20 protein-coding genes and 2 pseudogenes are annotated in these 21566 nt (G+C 58.3%); 10 read left to right on the top strand and 12 right to left on the bottom strand.

Annotated elements, in window-relative coordinates:
• The 7 genes from GGD46_RS33145 to GGD46_RS33115 all read right to left on the bottom strand — a co-directional run.
• The coding region (locus GGD46_RS33145) for an ACT domain-containing protein (RefSeq protein WP_184711443.1) at positions 1-257 on the bottom strand (257 nt) is incomplete at its 3' end.
• A gap of 94 nt (positions 258-351) precedes the next feature.
• Positions 352-1659 (bottom strand): type III glutamate--ammonia ligase, encoded by a 1308-nt coding sequence (gene glnT / locus GGD46_RS33140; RefSeq protein ID WP_184711441.1) that lies wholly within the window; start codon positions 1657-1659, stop codon positions 352-354.
• 77 nt (positions 1660-1736) lie between these two features.
• On the bottom strand, positions 1737-3065 hold the full coding sequence (locus GGD46_RS33135; protein WP_184711439.1) for an FMN-binding glutamate synthase family protein: 1329 nt from the start codon (positions 3063-3065) through the stop codon (positions 1737-1739).
• Positions 3066-3080: 15 nt separating this feature from the next.
• A complete protein-coding gene (locus tag GGD46_RS33130) occupies positions 3081-3767 on the bottom strand; it encodes a GXGXG domain-containing protein (RefSeq protein WP_184711437.1) in 687 nt (228 codons plus the stop codon).
• A 30-nt stretch (positions 3768-3797) separates the two neighbouring features.
• Entirely contained in the window at positions 3798-4706 is a 909-nt protein-coding gene (locus GGD46_RS33125; RefSeq protein ID WP_184711435.1) for a class II glutamine amidotransferase, read from the bottom strand.
• Between the two features lie 93 nt (positions 4707-4799).
• Complete coding sequence (locus tag GGD46_RS33120; RefSeq protein ID WP_184711433.1) at positions 4800-5483, bottom strand: helix-turn-helix domain-containing protein; 684 nt, start codon at positions 5481-5483, stop codon at positions 4800-4802.
• Positions 5484-5559: 76 nt separating this feature from the next.
• A complete protein-coding gene (locus tag GGD46_RS33115; RefSeq protein WP_184711431.1) occupies positions 5560-6519 on the bottom strand; it encodes a GlxA family transcriptional regulator in 960 nt (319 codons plus the stop codon).
• Positions 6520-6607: 88 nt separating this feature from the next.
• Here GGD46_RS33115 and GGD46_RS33110 point away from each other — a divergent pair, with 88 nt between their 5' ends.
• From GGD46_RS33110 to GGD46_RS33095, 4 genes are read left to right on the top strand one after another with little or no spacing between them, the layout of a single operon-like run.
• Entirely contained in the window at positions 6608-7858 is a 1251-nt protein-coding gene (locus GGD46_RS33110; RefSeq protein ID WP_184711429.1) for a sarcosine oxidase subunit beta family protein, read from the top strand.
• A gap of 12 nt (positions 7859-7870) precedes the next feature.
• Positions 7871-8149 (top strand): sarcosine oxidase subunit delta, encoded by a 279-nt coding sequence (locus tag GGD46_RS33105; RefSeq protein ID WP_184711427.1) that lies wholly within the window; start codon positions 7871-7873, stop codon positions 8147-8149.
• Complete coding sequence (locus GGD46_RS33100; protein WP_184711425.1) at positions 8146-11076, top strand: sarcosine oxidase subunit alpha family protein; 2931 nt, start codon at positions 8146-8148, stop codon at positions 11074-11076. Before GGD46_RS33105 ends, GGD46_RS33100 begins: the two co-directional genes overlap by 4 nt.
• Positions 11069-11632, top strand: a complete 564-nt coding sequence (locus tag GGD46_RS33095) for a sarcosine oxidase subunit gamma (protein WP_184711423.1) — start codon at positions 11069-11071, stop codon at positions 11630-11632. Before GGD46_RS33100 ends, GGD46_RS33095 begins: the two co-directional genes overlap by 8 nt.
• Before the next feature lie 300 nt (positions 11633-11932).
• On the opposite strand, the gene GGD46_RS33090 is transcribed toward GGD46_RS33095, so the two are convergent.
• From GGD46_RS33090 to GGD46_RS33075, 4 genes and pseudogenes are all read right to left on the bottom strand, one after another.
• Positions 11933-12355 (bottom strand): type II toxin-antitoxin system VapC family toxin, encoded by a 423-nt coding sequence (locus GGD46_RS33090; RefSeq protein ID WP_184711420.1) that lies wholly within the window; start codon positions 12353-12355, stop codon positions 11933-11935.
• A complete protein-coding gene (locus GGD46_RS33085; protein WP_184711418.1) occupies positions 12352-12606 on the bottom strand; it encodes a type II toxin-antitoxin system Phd/YefM family antitoxin in 255 nt (84 codons plus the stop codon). Before GGD46_RS33085 ends, GGD46_RS33090 begins: the two co-directional genes overlap by 4 nt.
• A gap of 427 nt (positions 12607-13033) precedes the next feature.
• A pseudogene (locus tag GGD46_RS33080) lies at positions 13034-13446 on the bottom strand (transposase); the annotation flags it as partial.
• Positions 13447-13556: 110 nt separating this feature from the next.
• The gene (locus GGD46_RS33075; RefSeq protein ID WP_184711416.1) at positions 13557-14489 is read right to left on the bottom strand and encodes a sugar-binding transcriptional regulator; all 933 of its coding nucleotides are present in this window, start codon (positions 14487-14489) and stop codon (positions 13557-13559) included.
• A gap of 203 nt (positions 14490-14692) precedes the next feature.
• Between GGD46_RS33075 and GGD46_RS33070 the strand changes: the two genes are divergently transcribed.
• The 6 genes from GGD46_RS33070 (at position 14693) to GGD46_RS33045 (ending at position 21005) form a co-directional block, all read left to right on the top strand.
• Positions 14693-16327 (top strand): ABC transporter substrate-binding protein, encoded by a 1635-nt coding sequence (locus GGD46_RS33070; protein WP_184711414.1) that lies wholly within the window; start codon positions 14693-14695, stop codon positions 16325-16327.
• A 69-nt stretch (positions 16328-16396) separates the two neighbouring features.
• Positions 16397-17392: an ABC transporter ATP-binding protein gene (locus GGD46_RS33065; protein ID WP_184711412.1), complete on the top strand. Its 996-nt coding sequence runs from the start codon at positions 16397-16399 to the stop codon at positions 17390-17392.
• Positions 17389-18375, top strand: coding sequence for an ABC transporter ATP-binding protein (locus GGD46_RS33060; RefSeq protein ID WP_184711410.1), 987 nt, complete (start codon positions 17389-17391; stop codon positions 18373-18375). Before GGD46_RS33065 ends, GGD46_RS33060 begins: the two co-directional genes overlap by 4 nt.
• Positions 18376-18387: 12 nt before the next feature.
• Positions 18388-19314: an ABC transporter permease gene (locus GGD46_RS33055; RefSeq protein WP_184711408.1), complete on the top strand. Its 927-nt coding sequence runs from the start codon at positions 18388-18390 to the stop codon at positions 19312-19314.
• An 11-nt stretch (positions 19315-19325) separates the two neighbouring features.
• A complete protein-coding gene (locus GGD46_RS33050) occupies positions 19326-20207 on the top strand; it encodes an ABC transporter permease (protein WP_409527728.1) in 882 nt (293 codons plus the stop codon).
• A gap of 21 nt (positions 20208-20228) precedes the next feature.
• Positions 20229-21005, top strand: coding sequence for a glycerophosphodiester phosphodiesterase family protein (locus tag GGD46_RS33045; RefSeq protein WP_184711406.1), 777 nt, complete (start codon positions 20229-20231; stop codon positions 21003-21005).
• Positions 21006-21132: 127 nt separating this feature from the next.
• Here GGD46_RS33045 and GGD46_RS33040 read toward each other — a convergent pair.
• Positions 21133-21566 (bottom strand): annotated as a pseudogene (locus GGD46_RS33040) (IS6 family transposase); the annotation flags it as partial.

Here is a 21566-nt window from a genome sequence, read left to right as displayed (position 1 = left end):
ATGCGCTTCTTGCTGTCATGGAATTCGGCGACCATGGCGAACTTGTCCGAGATCGGCTTGAAGCCCTCGACCAGCGCCGCCTCGCCGACACCCTCTTCGGAGATGAAGGAGACGCGCATGAAGAACATGCCGGTATCGAGATCGTCGAACTGGCTGGAATCGACGATGTTGCAACCCTGCTCGGCGAGATAGCCGGTGATCGCCGCGACAATGCCGCGCGTCGATTTGCAGGATACAGTCAGTACATAGCTTTTCATGCTGATTTTCCTCACCGTCAACGGCCGCAATTCCGCTCCTGTGCCGGGAAATCGCGTCCCGGCACAGCACTCCATTCAGGCATCTTTTTTGCACTCAGATATCGAGCGTGCTGTCGCGCTCCCACTGTGTGAAGTGCGAGCAGTAGGAATTCCATTCCTGGTGCTTGAGCTTCAGATAGGCTTCGGAGAATTCCGAACCGATCGCCTGCTTCAGACCCTCGTCCTCGTCATAGGCACGCAGAGCATCGAGCAGATTGAGCGGAAGGCGCGGCGCATTCTTCACCAGGTGTCCTTGCGCATACATGTCGATATCGTGATGAGGTCCCGGATCGGCCCTGCTGCGTAGACCGTCAAGGCCTGCTGCGATGATGACCGCCTGCAGCAGGTAGGGATTGACCGCGCCATCGGGCAGGCGCAGCTCGAAGCGCCCTGGGCCGGGTACACGCACCATATGCGTGCGGTTGTTGCCGGTCCATGTCACGGTGTTCGGAGACCAGGTCGCCCCCGACGTCGTGCGCGGCGCATTGATGCGCTTGTAGGAGTTGACCGTCGGATTGGTAATCGCCGCGAGCGACGAGGCATGCTTCATGATACCGCCGAGAAAATGCCTGCCCTCGGCCGACAGACCGAATTGGGCTTCCCGGTCGGCAAAGACATTGATCCTGCCATCATTGTCCCATACGGAGATATGGCAATGGCAGCCATTGCCGGTCAGCCCCTTGAAGGGTTTCGGCATGAAGGTGGCGCGCAGGCCGTGCTTCTCGGCGATCGACTTGACCATGAACTTGAAGAAGGAATGCTTGTCGGCCGTCTTCAGCGCATCGTCGAATTCCCAGTTCATCTCGAACTGACCGTTGGCGTCCTCGTGGTCGTTCTGATAGGCCCCCCAACCGAGTTCCAGCATATAGTCGCAGATCTCGGAAATCACGTCGTAGCGCCGCATGACGGCCTGCTGGTCATAGCAGGGCTTTTCCGCCGTATCGTATTCGTCGGATATCTTGGCGCCGTCGGCGGTGATCAGGAAGAATTCGGCTTCAACACCGGTCTTGACGCGCTTACCCGCTGCTTCTGCTTCTTTCACGAGCTTTTTCAGCACGTTGCGCGGCGCTTGCGCAACCAGCTTGCCCTCCATCATGCAATCGGCCGCAACCCAGGCAACATCCCTCTTCCATGGGAGCTGGATGACGGACGAGGCATCTGGCACGGCAAAAAGATCGGGATGGGCGGGTGTCATATCGAGCCAGGTGGCGAAGCCGGCAAAGCCGGCGCCGTCTTCCTGCATACCGGCAATTGCTTGAGCCGGTACCAGCTTGGCGCGCTGGCCGGAAAAAAGATCCGTATAGCTGATCATGAAATATTTGATGCCCTTGTCTTTGGCAAAGGCAGCAAGATCCAGTGTCATTCTCGTTCCCCTTTGGATTTCTTAGAGACACTTCGATGATGCATGGTGCGGCCGGGCCTTTCGGCCCGACCGGAATGTCAAAAGCCTCCCTTGCCCGGATACCAGTTAGTGCCGGCGAGCGGGATCTGCGCCATGGCGGCAGCTTCCATCGTCAACGCGCACAGGTCTTCCGGTTCGAGGTTGTGCAGGTGATTCTTGCCACAAGCGCGCGCGATCGTCTGCGCTTCCAGCGTCATGACCTTCAGATAATTGGCAAGACGCCTGCCGGCTGCAATAGGGTCGAGACGGCTTGCAAGCTCCGGATCCTGCGTCGTGATGCCGGCCGGGTCCTTGCCCTCATGCCAGTCGTCATAAGCGCCGGCTGTCGTGCCGAGCTTCTGGTACTCGTCTTCCCATTTCGGATCGTTGTCACCGAGCGCAACCAACGCCGCCGTGCCGATGGCAACCGCATCTGCGCCAAGCGCCAGAGCCTTCGCCACATCGGCACCGGAGCGGATGCCGCCGGAGATGATCAACTGCACCTTGCGATGCATGCCGAGATCCTGCAGTGCCTGAACGGCAGGACGGATACAGGCAAGCGTCGGCATGCCGACATTCTCGATGAAGACGTCCTGGGTAGCCGCAGTGCCACCCTGCATCCCGTCAAGTACGACGACGTCGGCGCCGGCTTTGACGGCAAGCGCCGTGTCGTAATAGGGGCGCGCGCCGCCAACCTTAACATAGATCGGCTTCTCCCAATCGGTGATCTCGCGCAGTTCCATGATCTTGATTTCAAGATCGTCCGGACCGGTCCAGTCAGGATGGCGGCAAGCCGAACGCTGATCGATGCCCTTTGGAAGGTTACGCATATTGGCGACACGATCGGAGATCTTCTGACCGAGCAGCATGCCGCCGCCGCCGGGCTTGGCCCCCTGCCCGACGACGACTTCGATCGCATCGGCCCGGCGCAGGTCTTTCGGGTTCATGCCGTAACGCGAAGGGAGATACTGATAGACCAGTGTCTGCGAATGGCCACGCTCTTCGTCGGTCATGCCGCCATCGCCTGTCGTGGTCGATGTTCCTGCAATCGTCGCGCCGCGACCAAGCGCCTCCTTGGCGTTGCCGGAAAGCGCCCCGAAGCTCATTCCGGCAATGGTGATCGGGGTCTTGAGCGTGATGGGTTTCTTGGCAAAGCGGCTCCCGAGCACGACGGTCGTGTCGCATTTCTCGCGGTAACCCTCGAGCGGATAGCGCGAGATCGAGGCACCGAGGAACAGAAGATCGTCGAAATGCGGCACCTTGCGCTTCGTACCGGCACCGCGGATATCGTAGATGCCGGTCGCTGCCGCGCGGCGGATTTCCGCAAGCGTGTGATCGTCGAAGGTCGCCGACTTGCGGGGTGGCGTGTACGGATTGTGATAGCTCATGAGGTCCCCTTCGTCTCAATAGGCGTCGGCATTATCGATGTTGAAATTATAGAGTTTCCGCGCCGATCCGTAGCGCTTGAACTCTTCCGGCCTGACGCCGCGCACACCGGCCTTCTCGAGAAGCTCGGAAAGTTTCTCCAGATGCTCTGGGCGCATTTCCTTTTCGATACAATCGGCGCCGAGGCTTTTCACCGAGCCGCGAACAAAAAGCTTGGCCTCATAAAGGCTGTCGCCCAGCGCATCGCCGGCATCGCCCAACACGACCAGATGGCCCGACTGCCCCATGAAGGCGGACATATGGCCGATATTGCCGTGGACGACGATGTCGATGCCCTTCATCGAAATACCGCAACGCGAGGCGGCATTGCCCTTGATGACAAGCAGGCCGCCGCGGCCGGTCGCGCCGGCATATTGGCTGGCATCACCTTCAATAACGACGCTGCCGGACATCATGTTCTCGGCAACGCCGGGACCGGCGGAACCATGCACCGTAACGTGGCCGCCGTCGTTCATGCCGGCGCAGTAATAGCCGACGGAGCCCTTGATATCGACGGTGACGGATGCGTCGATACCGGCTGCCACAGCATGATGGCCGCGCGGATTGACGACTTCGAAGGCTAGATCATTGGCGCCCGCAGGAAGGCCATGAAGCGCGCTGTTGAGTTCGCGCAAAGGTGTGACGGATAGGTCGAAAACTGGCATGAAAAACTCTCTCGTTTCCAGCGCGCCCGATCAGGCAGCCTTTTCGTGATCCCAGAAATAAACGGTTGCCGGCTCCGGCTCCCAGATGCGGGCGCTCTCAATGCCCGGGAGATTGACGAGCGCACGATATTCCGAGCCGAAAGCCACATATTGATCTGTTTCCGCCATGACCGCTGGCTTGCAGGCGATGGGATCGCGAACGACGCCGAAGCCCGATTTGGTACCGACGACAAAGGTGAAGAAACCGTCGAGATCATCGACCGCGCTTTCGAGCGCCGCGCCGAGATCCTTGCCCTTTGCCATTTCGGCCGTGAGATAGGCGGCTGCGACCTCGGTATCGTTTTCCGTCTCAAAGCTCATGCCGATGCGCTTGAGCTCGCGACGCAGGTTATTGTGGTTCGACAGCGAACCATTGTGCACCAGGCACTGATCCGAACCGGTGGAGAAAGGATGCGCGCCAAGCGTGGTCACGGCCGATTCCGTCGCCATGCGCGTATGGCCGATACCGTGTGTGCCGGACATGCCGGTGACGCCAAAGCGCGAGACTACATCTCTTGGCAGACCGACTTCCTTGTAGATCTCAACGGTATCGCCGCTGCTCATGACGCGGATATTCGGACGCAGTGCCGTCAGGGCTGCCCTGCCCTCGTCAAGCTTGCCCTTGGCAAGCGTAATGACTGCGTGCGTGCTCTTGACCGTCACGGCCACGGGAGCGTCGAGCACCCGTCTGAGCTCATATTCAAGCCCGTCGAAATCCTTTGCCGGATCGGCGGACTGAACGGTTATCTTCGCCGTGTTGCCGTTATCATTGCCGTAGATCGCAATGCCTGCGCTATCAGGTCCGCGATCGGTCATCGTGACAAGCATAGAGGACAAAAGCGCGCCAAGTTTCGGCTCCAGCGCCTTATCCTTCAAGAAAAGACCGACAATTCCGCACATGCCCAAAGCCTCCATTTTCGCATCTGCAAAAATGGCTATCAGGTCCATTGTGGATTTTCAACTCAAAAGAATAATTTTTTCTTTTTAGGCAAGTTATCCGGTCTTGCCCCGTTGCGGGTAACTGATGATCGACAGGTATTTTGCCGGCAGTTTCACCAACACCTCCGGACCATGCGGCGCGTCGGCATCGAAGAAGAGACTGTCACCGGGCTGCATGGGATAAAGCTCGTCGCCATGGCGGTACATCACCTCGCCCTCCAGCATATAGAGGAACTCCATGCCCTCGTGCTGGAACGTCGGAAACACATCCGAATCGGCTGTTAGCGTGATGAGATAGGGCTCGACGATGACGCCGCTCGAATTGTTGTCGATATGACCGAGCAGATTATATTGATGGCCGGCGCGCGTGCCGCGCCGTTCGAGCTCGACACCCTGCCCCGCCTTGACGAAGACGGCGTTGTGCGGCTCCTCATAGCGCCGGAAGAAGGACGTAAGCGGCACCCCTAGCGCTCGGGAAAGTGATTGCAAGGTCGTCAGGGACGGCGAGATATTGCCGTTTTCAATCTTCGACAACATGCCAAGCGAGATACCGGTCGCAGCAGCCAGATCCGTGACGGTGATACCAAGCTTCTTGCGATAGGCGCGCACTTCGTGGCCGATCGCCATTTCGAGATTGTTCTCTTTGGGCTCGCGCACCGCATGCGGATCTTGCAAAAATGCAGGGCGTCCACCGTGGGTTGGGTCATCGGTCGATAATTTATCTGCCTTGGGTTTCATTCTATATCCTTTTTTCGGCAGGGCTGCTGGGAAGGACTCTATCCTCCCAGTGAAATTTTCTCAATTGCGACGAATATCACGCCTGACGGGTGTCGCCGGGTGCAATCCCATAGAGGGAGCGATAGGCGCGGGCAAAATGCGCACCACTGGAAAAGCCGGTAGCAATGGCAATTTCGGAGATCGAAAGCGGGCTCTGTTCCAGAAGCCGCCGGGCAGTCTGCAGCCTTATCCGCCGATATTGATCGAGAAACGTCGAACCGAGATGCCTGGCAAACAACCGGTCGAGATGTCGTGGTGTGACCCCGGCAATCCGAGCCATGGCCGTGCGATCGAGCGGCATCTCGATCGTCTCCTCCATTTTTTCAAGGACGCTCAGCAGGCCTGGATGGTGGACACCATAACGCTCGGCGAGTGAGGCGCGCTGCGGCGCGGCGGGCTCGCCGACCTCGGTGTGCAGATACCAATCGCTGACGCGGCGGGCAAAATCGGCGCCCATGCGCTCGGCTATCAGCACATGCATCATGTCGAGGGGCGCAATGCCGCCGCCGCAGGTGATGCGGTTTCCGTCAACGACGAAACGTGCCTGGCGCGGAGACAGGGCGGGAAATGCCTCCAGAAGAGCCGGCGCATGTTCCCAATGAATCGTAAAATCACGCTCGGCCATTAGGCCGGCCGCTGCAAGCAGATAAGGACCGCCGGAAATGCCGCCGATGCGCACGCCCTCCCGAGCAAGTTGGCGGAGACAGGCGAGAACCGAAGGGTAATCCCAGTCGCGCGGCGATCCACCGGCACAGACGAAGACGGTGCCGAGACCCGATCCGCGACCAGGAAGGGGTTCAGCCGGCACCGGCACACCCCCCGATGAGACCGCCGGGGTGCCGCCCGGTGAAAAGATCGAAATCCGATAGATTTCGCGCCCAGCCAAAAGGTTGGCGGCGCGCAGCGGCTCGCTTGCGGACGCAAACGACATCAGCGCGAATCCCGGGATCAGGATGAAGCCAATCGTCTGGGTATTTCTCGCGTCGATCGAAGCCATGTCCTATTTTTATCCAAATAGGTCCCAATTGGGCAAGTCGACATTTCTCACTCTGTCATCATGAGCGGAATTCAAGGCGGATCGAACCATGCGCTATTCGGCTTTCTCAGTTTTCCTCAATGGCCTTCGCGGCAATACCGGCTGGGCACCTGCCTGGCGCCAGCCAGAGCCGAAGCCACAGTATGATGTGATCATCGTCGGTGGCGGCGGCCACGGTTTGGCGACAGCCTACTATCTCTCCAAGACCTTCGGCATTACCAATGTCGCCGTTCTGGAAAAGGGCTATCTCGGCTCGGGCAATATCGGCCGCAACACGACGATCATCCGCTCCAACTACCTGTTGCCTGGCAACAATCCCTTCTACGAGCTCTCGATGAAGCTCTGGGAAGGGCTGGAACAGGATTTCAACTTCAACGCCATGGTTTCGCAACGCGGCGTTCTCAATCTTTTCCACTCGGACGCGCAGCGCGACGCCTATACGCGGCGCGGCAATGCAATGCGCCTGCACGGCGTCGATGCCGAGCTACTGGACCGCGAGGCTGTTCGCAAGAAATTGCCCTTCCTCGATTTTGACAATGCCCGTTTCCCGATCCTGGGCGGACTACTACAGGCGCGTGGCGGCACGGTTCGCCACGATGCCGTTGCCTGGGGCTATGCCCGCGGCGCCGACAGTCGCGGCGTCGATATCATCACCGGCTGCGAGGTGACCGGCATTCGAACGGAAAATGGCCGCGTGACGGGTGTCGAAACCACAAAGGGCTTCATCGGATGCGGCAAGCTTGCGCTTGCGGCCGCCGGCAATTCTACCGTCGTTGCCGATATGGCCGGTCTGCGCCTGCCGATCGAAAGTCATGTGCTGCAAGCTTTCGTTTCCGAGGGGCTGAAGCCGTTCATCGACTGCGTCGTCACCTTCGGTGCCGGGCATTTCTATGTCTCGCAGTCCGACAAGGGTGGTCTTGTCTTCGGCGGCGATATTGACGGCTACAATTCCTATGCTCAGCGCGGCAACCTTGCGACCGTCGAGCATGTCGCCGAAGCGGGCGTGGCGATGATCCCGGCGCTGACGCGGATCCGCTACCTGCGAAGCTGGGGCGGCGTCATGGATATGAGCATGGACGGTTCTCCGATCATCGACCGCACCCATATCGACAATCTCTATCTCAACGCCGGCTGGTGCTACGGCGGCTTCAAGGCGACCCCGGCGTCGGGCTATTGCTACGCTCATCTCATCGCCCGCAACGAGCCGCATGAAACGGCCCGGCAACTGCGCCTCGACCGCTTCCAGCGTGGTTATCAGATCGATGAAAAGGGCGTCGGCGCCCAACCGAACCTGCATTGAGGACATGACGACATGGCAAGCCTGATTTCCTGCCCTCATTGCGGCACGCGTCCCAAAGAGGAATTCACCATCAAGGGCGATGCGAGCCTTGGCCGTCCGGCCGCGGATGCAGGTTCGCAAGACTGGTACAATTACGTCTATCTGCGCGACAATCCGAAAGGTCTACACAAGGAATATTGGCATCATTCCTCCGGCTGTCGCCGCTGGCTGATCGTCGAGCGTGACACCGTCACTCACAAGGTCTATGGCGTCAGCGATGCGGCGCTTGCCAAGCTTGGAGCGAGCGCATGAGCAGCCGTCGGCTTTCCTCCGGCGGCCGGATCGACCGCTCCAGAACCATTGCCTTCAGCTTCGACGGCAGGAACTTCACCGGTCATCCCGGCGACACACTTGCCTCTGCCCTGCTTGCCAACGGCATCCGGCTTGTCGGCCGCAGTTTTAAATATCACCGCCCGCGTGGCATATTGACGGCAGGCGCCGCCGAGCCCAATGCGCTTGTCACGACCGGGATGGGCGGACGCACCGAGGCAAACAGTCGCGCCACGATGATCGAGCTCCATGACGGGCTGATCGCCCGCAGCCAGAACCGCTGGCCCTCGCTCGCATTCGACGTCGGCGCCATCAACGGACTGCTCTCGCCCTTCCTCAGCGCCGGCTTCTACTACAAGACCTTCATGTGGCCTGCTGCCTTTTGGGAGAAAGTCTACGAACCGCTGATCCGCAGGGCTGCCGGTCTCGGCAAGGCGTCCTATGAAGCCGATCCCGATACCTATGAGAAATGCTGGGTGCATTGCGACCTGCTCGTCATCGGCGCCGGACCCGCAGGCCTTGCGGCGGCCTTGACGGCGGCGCGCGCGGGGGCGCGTGTTCTGCTCGCAGACGAAGGCTTCGAGCTCGGCGGCAGCTTGCTTGCAGAACGCGGTTCTTCCCTTGAGGAAATACTGGACGAGCTCACCGGCCTGCCCAACGTGCAATGCCTGCCACGTACCACCGTCATCGGCTGGTACGATGATAATGTCTTCGGCGCAGTCGAACGCGTCCAGAAGCATGTTGCAACGCCCGACCCGCGCCAGCCGGTCGAGCGGCTTTGGCGCATTATCGCCAAGCAGGCAATCCTTGCCACGGGCGCAGAGGAACGACCGCTTGTATTCGGCGGCAACGACATTCCAGGTGTCATGATGGCTGGCGCCATGCGCAGCTATCTGAACCGGCAGGCCGTCGCTCCGGGCAAGCGCACCGTGGTCTTCACGACCAACAGCTCCGGCTATCGGACAGCTTCCGACCTCGAGGCCGCCGGCCTTGAAGTGGCAGCCATCGTCGACACACGCGCCAGTGGTGAAGCCTGGAACGGTAAGGCGCCGGTCCTGCGCGGCGCATGCATCATCGATGCGCTTGGGACGAAACAGGTGCGTGGAGTGAGCATTGCGAGCGGCTCCGGCACACAGGAGATCGATGCCGATACTCTCGCGATGTCCGGTGGTTGGAGCCCGATCATCCACCTTGCCTGCCATCGCGGCGCCAAGCCAATCTGGTCTGAAAAACACGGAGCCTTCCTCGCGCCGGAACGGCAGGATGGCTTGTTGATCGCCGGCGCCGCGGCCGGCCTTGCCTCCACAGATTGCTGTCTTGGCGACGGAGCGATCAAAGCTGCCGAAGCTTTGGAGGCAATCGGCTTTGGCAAGGTTGCTCCCGCCTTTGCTTTGGCAGAGAAAGCATCGCCCGCAGCCGCGCCGCTCTGGCATGTCAAAGGCGGCAAGGGCAAGGCCTTCGTCGATTACCAGAACGACGTCCACCTGAAGGACCTTGGTCTTGCCGTGCGTGAAGGCTACGGTGACGTCGAGCTTGCCAAGCGCTATACGACAAATGGCATGGCGACCGATCAGGGCAAGCTCTCCAATGTCAATGCCATCGGTATTCTTGCCGAGGCTCGTGGCGTCTCGCCGGCCGAAGTCGGGACCACGACGTTCCGGCCCTTCTATACCCCCGTCTCCTTCGGCGCGCTGACAGGTACTTCGCAGGCTAAGCATTTCCAGCCGGCACGCAAATCCCCTTTGCATGAATGGGCAAAGAAGAACGGCGCGGTCTTTGTCGAGACCGGCCTTTGGTACCGCTCCTCCTGGTTTCCGCAAGATGGCGAAAAGAGCTGGCGCGAAAGTGTCGATCGCGAAGTGCTCAACATCCGCACGAATGCCGGCATTTGCGACGTCTCGACGCTCGGCAAGATCGAGATCTTCGGCAAGGATGCGGCGGCCTTCCTCGACCGCGTCTATTGCAATGGTTTCGCCAAACTGCCCGTCGGCAAGGCACGCTACGGAATCATGCTGCGCGAAGACGGCATGATCTATGATGACGGCACCACCAGTCGCCTGGGCGAGGACCATTTCTTCATGACCACGACGACGGCGCTCGCAGCCGGGGTGCTGACGCATCTGGAATTCTGCGCCCAGACGCTGTGGCCCGAGTTGGAGGTCTATTTTGCCTCATCGACCGATCAATGGGCACAGATGGCGGTGGCAGGCCCGAAATCCCGCGCCATCCTTGCCGAGATCGTTGATGAAGACATTTCCGACGCTGCTTTCCCGTTCATGAGCGCACGTGCAGTCTCCTTGTTCGGTGGCAAGCTGAAGGGCCGGCTCTTCCGCATCTCCTTTTCCGGCGAGCTCGCCTATGAGCTCGGCGTGCCCGCGGCCTATGGAGAATTCGTCGCCGACGCTATCCTGCAGGCGGGTCAAAGCCACGGGATCTGCGCCTATGGCGCCGAAGCGCTCGGCGTCCTTCGTATCGAAAAGGGCCATGTCACCCATGCGGAGATCAACGGGACCGTGACGCCGGGCGACCTCGGTTTTGCTCGCATGGTTTCAACCACGAAGCCCGATTTCATCGGCAAGGCGATGCTCGCGCGCGAGGGCCTGCAGGCAGCCGACCGTCCTCGCCTTGTCGGCGTCAAGCCGCTAGACCCTGCAACCAGCTTCCGCACCGGCGCTCATATTCTGGCGGAGAATGCGGCCGCGACGCTCGAAAACGACCAGGGCTACGTCACATCAAGTGCCTTTTCACCGAGCCTTGGCCACACGATCGGATTGGCTTTGATCAAGAACGGCCCGGAGCGCATCGGTGAGAAGGTCACTGTCTGGAACGGCCTTAGAAACGAATATACGGATGCGGTGATCTGCAGCCCCGTCTTCATCGACCCTCAAAACGAGAAGCTCCATGCCTGATTTGCCAGCACCGAAGCCGGTTCTTGCCGGCAAGCCCGTTTTGCAAGGCGACACCATCCGGCTGGCAGCCCTGCCGGAAGGCCACCTCCTGCACGTAATGGGCGCGACCACGAGCGAGGAGATTGCGAACCATCTCCTCGCGGTGAACCTCAAGGAAAGCACCGTGCGCCCGGCCGGATACCGGCAATGGTTCGTTGCAGGTAACCATCAGCTTTCCGAATCCCAGCGGCAGGCGCTTGCCGATGCTCTCTCTGGCGGCGCTTTCATCTCTGACCAGAGCCATGGCCGCATCCGTATCCACGTTTCCGGATCCCAGGCGGCCGCGCTCCTCAACAAGGGTACGGCCGTCGACCTGCATCCGCTCAATTTTCCCGAAGGAAACAGTGCCATGACCCTCTTCGGTCACATTTCGATCCAGCTTACGCGGACTGTCGGGCAGGATTTCGAGCTGATCGTGCTGCGGAGCTTTGCGCAATCGCTCTATGAGGAGCTTGAGGCGTTGGCACTATCTTTGGGCGGGTCGAAGGTCGGCAATCCGGTATGGAATGGGGCCTGAAAGACCTTACTGCCTGCCCCACCAACAGGTCTTCCAGCCTTCTTCTTCCACGGGCGCTACGCGGTTCGCTTCGTTGAAGTTGCGGAATCACGGACTTTGGCGATTATCTCATTTACGATCCAATGATCGCATAGGCGTTTCATATCCGCAGACTCGTGAGGTTCTTTCTGGAAAACGCTGAAAGGTTCTCGCTGGAGACGAGACGGGTTTCGGAAACGACGCAGCCTGCACAATCTTCCCAATATGGCTCTTGATGAAATTCGAACCATCAGTACCCACTATGCATGACCTTGGTGGCCATCAACCCTGCCACGGGTCCATCACAACAACGCCTGTGCCTTCGAAGGCCCGAACATTGCGCGTGATGACTATCAGGCCGTGAACGAGTGCGGTCGCGGCAATGAGTGCGTCTGCTTCATTACGTCGATCTGGGATATGCAGATGCGCGCAACGGGTCGCGATTACATCATCGATTGATAAAATACGGCCGACGAACTCTGGTCGCACGTGATTTTCTAGCCAGGAACGCAAGCGCGCGCCCTGGGCTGCATCTCGGCGCTGGATGCTAAGTATTCCGCGTTCCAACTCCAGGATCGTTATCACGGAAAGACATAGCTGCGTCGTCGCTTGAGCTGTGGCCCATGCAACCACATTTGCATCGGCTTTGCCGTCTCCAACCTTCCTCAGTTCAGATAGAACATTCGTGTCCAGCAGATATTTCACGACAGATCCATTAGACGGGCTGCAATCTCAATCCGAGGCGCGTCGAAATCAATATCTGACAAGCCGGGCATGGAAAGGGCATCGACAAGATTACGGCGCTTGCCGGTAAGACGCTCAAATTCACCATAAGTCATCAATACATGAGATGGTTTGCCGCGATCAGTGATGATAACCGGGCCATTTTGGGTGGCCTTTTTCGCGCTGCTCACATCATGGTTCAATTCACGGCTGGAAAGGCTTGTGATCGTCATAGAATACACTCCATGTAGGCACGTACCTACATATAATATTCTTGAGCCGAAAGACAAGACCAATGTTTAAGCTCTTGAATGGGATATGAACCCGTAATCCGTTACATGGAAAGGTTAAGTGCTTGATAGAGAGAGGCTTTGAGGTGTGTCGCTATATTATGGAACTTCTCTATTCAGCATATTGAAGCCAAGCGCTGTCAAGCCTTCCAATCTCACCAGTATCTGACGTCGCTCACGAAGCCTTGCTTCTCTTCGGGATCGGGTCTTGCCCCTCCTATCACGGGTCAGTGGAGAGAAGTGGAACAATCTAAGACGCGTCCCGATCGGCATAACCGGCCGGCACAAGTTCCATAGCGGTCTCACTTCATTCATCGTCCCGCGAAGGACTTCTTCGCGCCGGCGGGAGGGACTTTGTCATCTAAAATGCTCAGGCCTTTGCTAGTCCGTCGTCCTTTGACCTCTGGAATTCTGTACCATCACTCCACATGCGATGCATGATCACCGCTAGGCAACGGGCCAGGGCCACAATCGCTTTCTGATGATCGCGACGTTTGGCAATATTCATCGCTAGCGCCTTGAGCCAGGACCATTTCCTGACCACAGTCAACATGACTTGGCCCGCTTCACAGAGCAGCGTTCGCATCATTTGATCACCACACAAGGAAACTCGGCCGACACGACTACTCTCGCCGGGCTGACTCAGAACCGGGGTCAACCCCAACGCAGTGCCAACCGCCTTAGAATTTTTGAAGCGACCGGGTAGTCGATCGTACGGGCGAAGCCCAGGGCCACGACGGGTCCAACGCCCGGAATGGTCATCAAACGTCGGCAGCTAACATCATATGGCGGGACGCTTCATCCCGCCATCTCTACGCCCCACTCACTGATAGCCGGCTTATGTGACAACACCTTCAGCGGAAATCAAAAGTTCGATGGGACCGCTTGCGGATTCACATGAGCAGCCATGACGCGGTTTCAGAATCGGTGACAAGCACATCAACGAGATCGTTTGCAAGGCACGCCCGGATTATTTGCCGCTTGTTGAAACCTCCGGATGCGATAATCCGGCATGGAATGTTGCGATACTCTTCGAGTTCCGGCGAAATGACTTGTCGGTTGAGCGGATGATCTATCTCGCAACCGTCTTGATCGAGGTAGCGACCAAGCAGATCTCCGACCGCGCCTGCACCAACAAGCTCACTGATTTCCGTTCTGGTTGGCAAGCCGTAACGCACTTGCAGCGACTCCTGGGTAACATCGCCGACACTCAGCAAACACACATTGACGTCTACGGCATCCCGCAGCAATGCCGCAAAAACCGACTGCGCAATGATGGTATCGCGCGATGCCGGGTCATCGGCGTAGATCGGTGCTGCAAGATAATGACATTCGGCATTGAGCCTTTTGGCAAAGCGGCGGACGATTTCGAACGTGTTGACTTCCGACCCACGCGTCAAGCCACCCATCATGGAGTGGACCTTGATGTCCGCAGAATTGGTCGGCGTCAATTGATGGGCCGTTTCTCGAAGGGTCGCACCCCACCCCACACCCAAACTCTGGACTTTGCCGGCATGCACCATTTGGTCCAGGAACATGGCGGCAGCGCGTCCGAGAACCAGTGGCATCTGAGCCTTATCGTTTGGCGTTGGAACAATCACGACATCTGTAAGACCGTGACGTCTGCAAAGCTCGGCCTCCATTTCGACGCTGTCGGCCAAGGGTGAATTAAAGCTTACCCGCACGATGCCTTGCTGCAGAGCCGCTGCCAGCAACTCATTGACTCGTCGTCGCGTCAAAAGCATGCGATCGGCGATCTGGGCCTGCGTCAAACCTTCGACATGGTAGAACCACGAGGCCTTTACCATCAGTTGCTGATTGAGCATGCGCATTCCTCCCAGATGTCACATCGGCGTAACATATGTAACTTACAGCTACGCCAACTCTGCGGCGAGGTAAAGGATTTTTAGCAGCCTGCAGCGTGAAGGTTCAAAGTTCATTCCGCATCACAAGCGGTGTCGCACGTGGGGCTTTCGGGCCCCACGGGGATGTCGTGCGGCCAAAACGTTTATGTCAACAGGAGAGATCCATGCCTTCCATCAATCGCCGTCACGCATTGGGCCTGATGTCCGCTGCGGCCGGCAGCCTTATCCTGCCGCGCATGGCGTTCAGCCAAGGACAACGCCCTTCCGTTACCGTCGCTGTACAGAAGATTACCAACAACAACACGCTCGACATCTGGAATGAACAGTCCAATGTTGGCGAGCGCGTCTTTTTTCCCAACCTCTGGGAAGGGTTGATCAATCGCGATTGGATGGGCAGCCAGGGCCCGGTTCCCGGCCTTGCGACCGAGTGGAAGCGCATTGATGACAAAACGCTCGAACTCAAGCTGCGCCGGGGCGTCAAGTTCCATAATGGCGATGAAATGACCGCTGAAGATGTCGCCTTCTCCTTTTCGAAGGAGCGCATTTTCGGGACCACAGAGCCCAAGGGCGGCAAGACGATCTTTGAATCCGAGCACAAGCCGGCGACAGTCAAGGAACTGCCTGCTGCGATCCCGGGTGTCGCACGTCGCCTTTGGCCCGCCCTCGAGGGCGTCGAGATCGTCGACAAGTACACTGTGCGCTTTCACAATGCGACGCCCGACGTAACGCTCGAAGGCCGCCTGTATTCCTTCGGCAGCCAGATCACCAGTCGCCGCGCTTGGGACGAAGCCAAGAGCTATGCCGAATGGGCGCGCAAACCCATCACCACGGGCCCATACATGGTCGGCGAATACAAGCCGGACGTCTCGCTTACGCTCGTCGCATTCGACGATTATTGGGGTGGACGTCAGCCACTGAAAGAGATTCGCTTCGTCGAGGTTCCCGAGGTTGCCTCGCGGGTGAACGGCCTATTGTCTGGCCAGTATGATTTCGCATGTGATCTGCCGCCGGACCAGATCGCCGCCGTCAAGAATGCGCCCGGCCTTGAAGTGCAGAGCTCGACCATCTGGAACCACCGAATCTCCGTATTCAACGTCCAGAACCCTGTCCTGGCAAATCCGCTCGTCCGTCGCGCCATGACCCATTCGATCGATCGCCAGGCAATTGTCGATGCTCTATGGGCCGAGCTAACCGTTGTTCCGGCAGGCCTTCAGTTTGAATCCTTTGCCGGCTCCAACATGTTCATCGACGGTTGGAAGCCGCCGGAGTTCAATCCAGAGCTCGCAAAGAAACTGCTCAAGGAAGCTGGCTACAAGGGTGATGCGATTCCCTACCGGCTACTCAACAATTACTACACCAACCAGACCGCCAACGCGCAGATCATGGTCGAGATGTGGAAGCAAGTCGGCCTTAACGTCGAGATCCAAATGAAGGAGAACTGGGCTCAGATCCACGATCCTCAAGGTATAAAGGGCGTACGTGACTGGTCTGCATCCAACACGATCAACGACCCGATCACGCCGATGGTCGTGCAATTCGGCCCGAACGGTGAAATACAGCAGAAGAAGGATTGGACCAACGAAGAGATGAACAAGCTCTCTCTCATCATGGAAACATCCACCGATCAGGCTCTGCGCAAGAAGGCGATTGCCCGAATGCTGGAAATTTGCGAGCGCGAGGACCCTGTCTACCAGGTGCTGCATCAGAACGCTGTATTTACAGGCATGAAGTCCTCGCTGAAATGGAAAGCAGCGCCTGCATTCGCAATGGATTTCCGCGCCTCCAATTGGAAGGCCTGACCATAGCCCTCTTATGCCGGCCGCTTTGTGCGGCCGGCGTTGATGTCTAAGAAGGAGGTGCACGTTCGAATGGAACCCAGTCTCGTAGAAATCCGCGGTCTCAGCGTCGCATTTGACGGTGTGCCGGTTCTTCGTGGTATCGATCTCGATATTCGCCGTGGCGAGGCAATCGGCCTCGTTGGAGAATCCGGCTGCGGAAAATCCGTGACATGGCTCGCAGCCCTCGGGCTTCTCCCTGGCAAAGCGGCCATAAGTGGATCGGTCCGTCTCGACGGAAGTGAAATTCTTGGTGCACCACGATCCGTTCTGGAAAGCGTGCGCGGCGGACGCATCGCAATGATCTTCCAGGACCCGTCAAGCTCACTGAACCCCGTCTTGAGAATCGGCCGCCAGATTACCGAGGCACTTGCCATTCATCGCGGACTGGTTGGTGAAGCCGCCAAGTCCGAAGCATTGCGCTTGATGGATCTCGTAGGCATTCCGGATGCTCGAAGACGCTTCGATCTCTATCCGCACGAATTTTCCGGTGGTCAGTGTCAGCGGCTGATGATTGCTATGGCGCTTGCCGGCGAACCTGACCTTTTGGTCGCCGACGAACCGACAACCGCGCTCGACGCGACTATTCAGGCGCAAATCCTCGATCTCCTGATAACGCTTCGCGCCGAGACCGGCATGGCAACGATCTTCATCAGCCATGATCTAGGTGCCGTCAGCCAGGTCTGCGAACGAGCTTGCGTTATGTATGCGGGGCGTATTGTTGAACAGGGGAGCATCGATGCGCTGTTTTCCAATCCATACCATCCCTATACGCTCGGCCTGTTCGATGCCATTCCCGAACTCGACGGTCCGCGCGACCGGCTGATCCCGATCCCCGGTACCGTACCTGATCCTCGACACCTGCCGGAAGGCTGCGCGTTTTCCCCGCGTTGTTCGCGCGCCGAGGCCGACTGCAGGGTCAGGAGGCCCGATCTGAAGGCGGTGGCGGGCGACCGCAGCCTCGCCTGCCACCATCCCGTGGACGCGCCCCAACGGACCGACGAAATGAGATTGGAACCTGCATCGTGACTGGACCGCTCATTGAAGCAAGAGGTCTTGTTCGGACCTATGACCTAGGTAATGGATTCCTTACCAAATCGGTTCCGGTCCGGGCGGTCGATGGCATCACTCTCAAAGTCATGCCGGGCGAAACCCTCGGCATTGTTGGCGAGTCCGGTTCGGGTAAGTCAACATTGGGGCGCATGCTGCTCGGCATCGACCCCACGCACCAGGGACAGATGCTCTACGACGGCAATCCGATGCCGAGGTTCGGGACGCCGGAATGGCGAGCGTTGCGGGCGAAGATGCAGCTGATTTTTCAGGATCCTCTGGCAGCACTTGACCGGCGACTGACGATTGGTGCCCAGATCGGCGAACCGCTGGCGATCCACGGCCTCGTTCCAAAGACGCATCGACATGTTCGGGTTGCGGAATTGATGTCCGCAGTTGGTTTGCGTGAAGACCAGGCGGAACGCTATCCGCATGAACTGTCAGGCGGCCAGCGTCAACGCGTCGTTATTGCCCGCGCGCTGGCTTCACGACCGAAACTTCTCGTCTGCGACGAACCGGTTTCAGCCCTTGATGTCTCGATTCAGGCCCAGGTCATCAATATGCTGCGCGACCTGCAGAGGGACAATGGCATCGCTATGGTCTTCATTAGTCACGATCTCAAGGTGGTGCGCAATATCGCAGACCGGGTGGCCGTCATGTACCTCGGTCGCGTCGTTGAGGAGGCCTCATCCGACGTGATCTTCAAAGCGCCTCTCCACCCATACACCAAGGCGCTGGTCTCAAGTGTTCCGGAGCCGGGAAAGAAGCTCAAAGGACGCATAATCCTGCAGGGTGAACCACCCAACCCCGCCAATCGTCCAAGCGGCTGCGCCTTCCATCCGCGCTGCCAGCTAGCAAAGGAAATTTGCCGTTCCAGCGTGCCGACATTGCAGGAGCTCGCGCCTGGACGAACCGCTGCATGTCACATGGTGACCGCTGCTGATCAAACAGCTGCCGCTTAGGAAAACCGACGCATGCTACGTTTTGTTCTCACTCGCCTGCTTCGAGCCGCGATTACCATTCTTGCAGTACTGACGTTTGCCTTCGTTGTTTTGCGTATGTCGGGTGATCCGGCGCAGGTCATGCTCGGGCCTGATGTTCCTGAGGAATCTCTACGCGCATTTCGCCACGCATGGGGTCTCGATCAACCACTCTGGGTCCAGTACCTTGCATATATCAGATCGATATTCACGGGAGACTTCGGCATTTCCATGCGCGACAAGGCGCCGGCAATGCAGCTAGTCATCGATCGCATTCCGGCCACTCTTCAACTGACAGTGCCGGCCCTTTTGTTAAAGCTGGTGATTGGCATCCCGTCAGGCGTCTATGCAGCCCTGCATCGCCAAAGCACGATTGATCGCGGCGTAATACTTGCAGCGATCCTTGGCTTTACCATCCCGTCCTTTGTCATGGGGCTGCTGCTGGTGCTGATCTTCTCCGTAACACTCGGTGTTTTGCCATCAGGTGGCCAAGACACGTGGCAACACGGCATCCTTCCGACCTTAACGATGAGCATAGGGGGAATTGGTATCCTGGCTCGCTTCTCGCGCAGCGCCATGATTGAGGTGATGGGGCAACCCTATATTCGCACGGCATCGGCCAAGGGAATGAAGTGGTCCAATGTCGTCTGGCGTCATGCGCTTCCGAATGCGGCCGTACCGATAGTGACAATTGTCGGATTCATGGTCGGCTCCCTGATTGCCGGCGCTGTCGTCGTCGAATCGATCTTCTCATGGCCGGGCGTCGGCCGCCTTTTAGTCGTTTCGGTTACCAATCGCGATCTTGCCGTCGTGCAGTGCATCCTTCTGATGATCGCCGCCGCTATGGTGGTTTCTAACCTTATGGTCGACTTGCTCTACGGCTGGCTCGATCCACGGCTGCGTAGTCAACGGACGCATTGAAGGGAATTACAATGGTTATGGCATCGGCGACCAAATCGTACAAGAACAATCCTGGGCTCCTTGCTCGCGCCGGCAGCCAGCTTAGAAAAATCCCCTTCTCCGTCGGCTTTGGAATTGCTTGGCTGGCGGCCATGGTCCTGATTGCAGTTTTTGCCGACAGCATCCGTCCCTACGGCATTACATCGATGGATCTGCGAGCACGCCTGTCGGTTCCAGGCCATCCTTCACATCTGCTTGGAACCGATGAGCTCGGCCGCGACGTACTTTCACGTCTGATCCAGTCTGTTCGGGTTTCGCTTGCCATCGCCTTCGGCGCGACGATCATTTCAGCATTGTTCGGGACCGCTCTTGGCTTTGCCGCAGCCAAGTTCCGCGGCAACGTCGAGCACCTCGTGCTGGTTCTTGCGGACTTCCAGGCAGCACTTCCGTTTCTGATCATGTCGCTTGCTGTGCTGGCCTTCTTCGGCTCCTCCATGCCGCTTCTGATCGGTCTCATGGGCTTCTACGGCTGGGAGCGCTACGCGCGTATCGCACGCGGCCTTGCGATTTCGGCCAGCGCCCAGGGCTATGCCGCCGCCATCGTGCAACTTGGCGCCACGCCTGCGCGCGTCTACCTGCACCACATCCTGCCGAACGTAGCCTCAACGCTAATCGTCTCCATGACGCTGACTTTCCCGGAGATTATTCTGATGGAAAGCGGCCTCTCCTTCCTTGGGCTTGGCGTTCAACCTCCGGAAACAAGCCTCGGCAACATGGTTGGCTTCGGCCGCGAGTACCTGACACGGGCACCTTGGATCATGCTCGCGCCGGCCTTCATCATCATGGTGACGACCCTATCGATCTCGTTGGTTGGCGACTGGCTGCGAGACAAGCTTGACCCGACATTACGTTGACTTTCGGCATTGGAGAACAGCATGACAAAGATCATCGGCCATCGCGGCGCGCGCAACATCTGGCCGGAAAACTCCCTGACGGGATTTCGCAACGTTCTTGATCTTGATGTGGACGCCATCGAATTCGATGTCCATCTCACGGATGTGGGTGAACTCGTCGTCATCCATGACGCATCCCTCGATCGCACAACCGATAGGATCGGCCCAGTGCGCGATCTTACCATTGACATGAGACTGGAAACCCACTTGCAAGGCACCCTTGAGGTGTTGCCAACCCTCTCAGATGTGCTTGCAGTCTTCGAAAGCGCAGCCCGCAAGTGTTTGCACATCGAAATCAAATCCGATGCGGCAGGCCGGCCTTATCCAGGTATTGTGGAGAAAGTCGTCGCCGAAATTGAGTGGTTCGGAATGGCCGACCGATGCCATTTGACCTCGTTCGACTTGACGGTAATCGAGGAATGTCGTCGTGTTGCTCCACACATCGATCGCCTGGTTTCGGCAAACGCCGCATCGATCGAGAGAGAAGGTGGATTATCCGCCTTCCTCACCAATGCGGTCAGGCTCGTCGAGATTGTCGCGATTCATCATGAACTCTTGCAGAAGGAATGGGTCCAGATCACACAAATGCTGGCGCCTGAACAACTCTGCGTCTGGACGTTGAACGATGAAGCGTTGATCCGCTCGTGGCTTGAGCGTGGTATCGGTTACCTGACTTCGGATCAGCCCGACCTTGCTTTGAGCCTTCGTAGCGGAATCGGAGCATTGCCTGCAAGTAGAGGCAACCGCCCTCGGGCATGAAGACACCTGGCCGTTGCCTGTGGACCTATAATGTCTCGACAGCAGTTCAGCCAGTGGTGATGTCAGGTTAAGTTCTTGAGTATGCTTTCGACAAGACGGACGACGATAGCGGAATGTTTGAACAAAGCGGCACGAAAAGATTTCGGACTGGCGAAAAGACGCTTGTGAAGCATTGCAGCGCGCCTGGCGAGCGAAATCGTTGTATCAGCCGCTCCCGTTTTCGCAGTGGTAAATGCGAATTTTCGGCGCGATTGTTCAGCCCCTTGTGCGACCGCTGCTCGACAGTCGGCATGATCTGATGCTGTGCCGCGCCAAAGGAACGAAGCTTGTCGGTGAGGACGCGCTTTGGCAGGCATCCCTGCTTCTTCACCAATCGGATCAGCAGGCGTTTGGCAGCCTTGGTATTGCGGCGCGGGTCTGGACGATCTCGTCGAGCAGGTAACCGTCCTGGTCGACGGCGCGCCAGAGCCAGATGCTATGACCATTTCTCCTTGCGAAGTTATGCTGACAGCGCCGCATTGGTCGACGGCCATTTCGGCCGGGAGAGGATGCATTCATCAT

The sequence above is a fragment of the Martinezella lusitana genome (assembly GCF_014207095.1).
Taxonomy (GTDB): Bacteria; Pseudomonadota; Alphaproteobacteria; order Rhizobiales; family Rhizobiaceae; genus Rhizobium; species Rhizobium lusitanum_B.
The sequence above is the reverse complement of the archived record's forward strand: the minus strand, read 5'-3'. Positions and strand labels throughout refer to the sequence as shown.